This window comes from Photobacterium sp. OFAV2-7, assembly GCF_022347985.1.
In the GTDB taxonomy this organism is placed as follows: domain Bacteria; phylum Pseudomonadota; class Gammaproteobacteria; order Enterobacterales; family Vibrionaceae; genus Photobacterium.
Genome location: NZ_JAKRFQ010000483.1, coordinates 1 through 3,881, shown reverse-complemented (window position 1 = coordinate 3,881; position 3,881 = coordinate 1). Strand labels below are relative to the sequence as shown.

Below are 3,881 nucleotides of genomic sequence, written 5' to 3'. Positions count from 1 at the left end.
CTGCGTTACAACGGATGCGGCCATCATCTCGTTACGCGTCAGGGTGCCAGTCTTATCGCTGCAGATCACCGATACTGAGCCTAGCGTTTCTATGGCGGGCAAGCGCCGGACAATGGCACGGCGCCGCGCCATCGCCTGGACACCCACGGCCAGCGTGATTGTTAAGACAGCGGGTAAACCCTCGGGTATGGCGGCGACTGACAGTCCCACTACCGCCATGAACATTTCGGAGAACGCGAAATGTTGGACGAAATACCCGAATATGAGAAGTGTCGTTGCAATAAGCAAAATGAGTACGGTGAGCCACCGCGCAAACACGTTCATCTGCTGCACAAGCGGAGTGGTAAGTGTCTCGACAGTAGAAAGCATACCGCTGATGCGGCCAATCTCAGTATCACAGCCCGTTGCGACGACGACGCCTCTGCCGAGTCCACTGGTTACCAGCGTGCCGCTATACGCCATGCATATCCTATCGCCAAGAGACGCATCGGCGGCCACTTGCGGTGTTCTCTTCTCGACGGGTACAGATTCGCCAGTGATGATCGATTCCTGGATCTTAAGGCCATGCGCCTTAAGTAGGCGCAGATCGGCAGGCACCTTGTCCCCCGACTCCAGCAAGACAATGTCTCCCGGAACCAGTCTTTCGCCTTCAATAAGACGGCGGTTTCCGTCACGCAACACGGAGGCCTTAAGGGCGAGCATCCGGCGGATGGCATCCATCGCCTTCTCCGCTTTGCCTTCCTGCACGAAGCCGATGGCCGCATTGGCAACAACCACCGTCAAAATAACCAACGTATCGACCATATGCTCCAGCAACGCCGTAATAACTGCTGAGGCCAAGAGCACATAGATAAGAATATTGTGAAAATGGCGAAGAAAGCGAACAATAGAGCTACGCTTGACAGGCTCCGGTAAGCGATTCGGTCCACAGGTTTCGAGTCGAGCTGCGGCTTCGTCCCGAGAGAGACCATCCGCATCTACATGCAAAGTATCCAGCACGGTATTGATGGCCTCAGCGTGCCAGTTATTCTCTAACTGTTTATCGATGACTTTGTTCATTGCCTATGCTCCGAAAAACCAACGATTGAATACAAAGAGTCCTTTGCCTTGCAGGCTCACTGCGCTCGGCCAACATATCACTGAGATTAGCGTAGCTCATCGAGGTAGAGCCATACCAACGAATGCACCAGAAAATGTTTCCATTTTAATAAGTTGGTCACGTAACGGTTCTCAACTCTGCCTATATCACATCAGTCATTCAAGTTCCCTTCCTTCACAGTTTCATTCTATTGAGCAGTAATCAGCAAGTAGACGGCAGGTTTTGGCTAGTTATCGCCCCACTGCTCAATCAATATAAATATCAACAACAACATACCGAACAGTTCACCGCAGTATGTTGCTTATTGCACCTTGAAAAAGGGAATGAAGATGATCACAGGATATTGGTCAATTGATGCATTCATAGTCGCTAACGCAATTCTATGTGTAGTGGTAGCACTGGTATATGGCTATTACCAGATCACTGGAGGTGGAATGCTGTGTGACCAACCTGACGACAATAATCAAAGGAGTAAGTCATGAACACCAAAACTTTGGGCTATTCCACTATGATAGTCTCTGCCGCCTTAATGGGGTGCGTCGGATTATTTGCCCGAAATATTAATACCAGCGGCGATGTTATTGCATTCACCCGTATGACCGTCGGGGCTATATGTATTTTTGGCCTAATGTTCTACCAAGGAAAAAGCTCACTGATTAAAGCGACCAAACTATCACCAACCGTTATCGCCAGTGGTGCCTGTTTAGGCCTGTGCTTGGCGGCATATGTCTCTTCAACGCAGTACACTACTTTGGCTAATGCCGTGTTCCTGATATATACCGGCCCTGTCTTCTCCACCATTTTGGCCGCTATCTTTCTTAAAGAGAAAATATCTAAACTCACCGCTGTATTGCTAACTGCTGTGTTTATCGGGTGTTTGTTTATTATCGGGATCATTAACTACAATGCTACCGACGGATTAACTGTCTCGCTCTCATTTTCGAAAGAGAATTTCATCGGTGATATGTTAGGGCTTGCATCAGGTGTCGGCTATGGCTTGTATCTATTCTTCAGCCGCTATCGCACGGATGTAAGCTCAGATTCTCGCTCTTTCTTTAACTTCTTATTTGGCGCCGTTGCCATTGGGGTATGCTTTGTTGTGAAACCACCTTCATTAGCTGAAATGAACACCAGCTCTTGGATTTGGCTAATTTCAATGGGTTTCTTTATCGGCTTTGGGGCGTTAAGCCTGTTGACCATTGCAGCCAAACACCTAAAAGCAGCAGAGTTAGCTTGTGTGTCATACCTTGAAACTGTGGTTGGTGCAGGCATTGGTATCGCCATGTTTGGCGAGTCACTCACCATACTCCAAACGCTTGGGGGCATCTTAGTCATTGGTGGGGGTATGGGTGAGATTGTCATCAGCATGACAAAAAAGCACACCGCTATCAAAAATGCACAACCAGAGCATTAAGCGGAGGCTACTATGATCACCTCATTTAACTGGGCGCTCCTCGTGGTGACGGTGATCATCATGGTGGGACTCGCACTGTATAGCAATAAAATCATGAAAACCCGTGATGGCGAAGGCGCCTTCCTGCTCGCCGCCAATTGCCTGGGACCTTTCATTGGTGCCGCGACAATAGTTGCAACAGGGTTCTCGGGGTGGGGATTTATGGGCTCTCCTGGCGTTGCCTATAAATATGGCGCGATTGAATTGCTCGGCAATTTCTTCTTCGCGCCAGCCATGGTATTTGCTGTCCTCTTTTGCGCCCGGTTTTTACATCAAAAAGCACAAGATATGGGCAGCTTAACCATTCCCGAATATATCGCACGCAGTCATCAGGGACCAGCCCCGGTCAAACGATTCACCCAAGCCTTTGCGGCCATGATTACGATAATCTTGTTATTAGTTTTCTTGGTAGGGCAAATCAAAGCGCTCGGGCTACTCGCCGGGCAATGGCTGGGAATAGATAGAGAATCCGCCGCATTGTTAATGGTCGGCATTATCATTATTTATACTTCCATTGGTGGCCTGGCAGCGGTGGCCTTCACCGATGCCTTTATGGTTGTGGGGATGTGTGTGTCGGCTTTGATAATTGTTGTCACTATTTTTGCTGATATATCGCCTGGCGAACTTATCTCGGGCTTAAACGACATTGACCCAGCGTTACTCGCCCCCACCGATTCCGGCCCTTATGGTTCAACGGTCTGGCATGTCCTCATGGTGCTGCCTTATGCTTTCATTTATAGTGCAACCCTGCCCTATATGTCAGTTCGGTTTATGGCTCTAGCGAAAACCACAAAGCTTCACCATGTTGCCGCTTACATGACACCCATTGCCTGTTTGCTTAGTTTGGTGCCGTTGGCAGGATTATATACCCGTTTGAAAGTGCCCGGGCTGGCAACACCCGATGAAGCCATGCCTACCTTCCTGACGCTCTTCCTATCACCCTCTGTGTCAGCTGTTGTCACACTGTTCATTCTATTTGCCATGAAATCAACAGCTAACTCCGTGTTGCACGCTATTGCAGGATCGGTCTCACATGACTTACGCCAGGCTATTTGGCCTGACTGCAAGTTATCAGAGAAGTCATTATTGATATTAAACCGCGGTGCCGTCTGGTTACTGGGCATTGCAGGTTTTATCATTATGATGTTTGCACCACCGTTCATGCTTTCGATGTTAGCTATTTTAGGATCTGGGACATTAATGGCAGCACTGGTTGCCCCTACATTACTGGCACAATTTATTCCAGCCAATATATATGCAGCCCTATCGTCTATGATTGTCGGTTTTGGCTCTGGTTGTCTATTATTCTTGCAATTTAACTTAGGTTGG

The 3,881-nt window shown here is 48.6% G+C and carries 3 protein-coding genes and 1 pseudogene; 2 read left to right on the top strand and 2 right to left on the bottom strand.

Annotation, left to right across the window (positions count from 1 at the left end; all coding sequences use genetic code 11):
- Positions 1-1,059: HAD-IC family P-type ATPase (locus tag MHN01_RS19445; RefSeq protein ID WP_239412864.1), on the bottom strand; the 1,059-nt coding region annotated here is incomplete at its 3' end.
- Positions 1,060-1,093: 34 nt separating this feature from the next.
- Positions 1,094-1,195: pseudogene (locus MHN01_RS24745) on the bottom strand (IS6 family transposase); the annotation flags it as partial.
- Positions 1,196-1,577: 382 nt separating this feature from the next.
- Between MHN01_RS24745 and MHN01_RS19435 the strand changes: the two are divergent.
- On the top strand, positions 1,578-2,513 hold the full coding sequence (locus MHN01_RS19435) for a DMT family transporter (RefSeq protein ID WP_239412863.1): 936 nt from the start codon (positions 1,578-1,580) through the stop codon (positions 2,511-2,513).
- A 12-nt stretch (positions 2,514-2,525) separates the two neighbouring features.
- Positions 2,526-3,881, top strand: a 1,356-nt coding sequence (locus MHN01_RS19430) for a sodium:solute symporter (RefSeq protein ID WP_239412862.1), incomplete at its 3' end; no start/stop codon positions are given.